Here is a 701-nt window from a genome sequence, read left to right as displayed (position 1 = left end):
GGTTTTGCCCTTCTTCTAACTTGGAAAAATACTCCGGTTGATGTCGATTTGATCTACTTCGGACCATTTTGAGTTGTTTTCAAATAATTGCTTGATTTCCGGCAATGTTGCGTCTTACTTCCCTAAAAATTCTTGCATCACTATACACAATGTTACAATTTACCGCCCGAAATAAATTGGCAGAAAAGTACTCAATCTGACTAGTTATGGCATAAAAAAATCATAAACTTAGCCGTTAACCAAACCGTAAGTTATATGGTGTAACTTATGAGATCTAATTAACACTTAACGAAATAGGTTAACTTTTGCTAAAGTTGCGCGATTTATGTTTTTTACAGGGAGCTGAGTGATGTTTGGAGATCGTTTTAACGATATCAATCTGGAAAGGGGATCTGTTTGGTGGGGTCACCACAGCCATTTAGTTTCTCTGCCACTGGCATTAGCGATTTGGTGTGGCCTCTGGAGGCTRGGGCTGTAAGCCGGTTTGTGGGGAGCGATTTTAGTCGGTTTATTTGCGGCGTTATTTGGTGGTTCATCAACCCTCATTTCTGAACCGACCGGGCCAATGACGGTGATCATGACCGCTGTGTTGACCAGCATGGTGGCGAAATACCCAGAATCTGGTATTGCCATCAGTTTTACCATTGTCATGATGGCTGGTGCTTTTCAGGTACTGATCGGCACATTGAAGTTAGGCAAAT

The 701-nt window shown here is 41.9% G+C and carries 2 pseudogenes; one reads left to right on the top strand and one right to left on the bottom strand.

The features are described from left to right. A pseudogene (locus CIK04_RS26835) lies at window positions 1-105 on the bottom strand (carbonate dehydratase); the annotation flags it as partial. A 244-nt stretch (window positions 106-349) separates the two neighbouring features. Between CIK04_RS26835 and CIK04_RS26830 the strand changes: the two are divergent. Continuing rightward, a pseudogene (locus tag CIK04_RS26830) lies at window positions 350-701 on the top strand (SulP family inorganic anion transporter); the annotation flags it as partial.

The sequence above is a fragment of the Vibrio sp. 03_296 genome (assembly GCF_002265885.1).
This window is presented reverse-complemented; position numbering and strand designations above follow the sequence as displayed.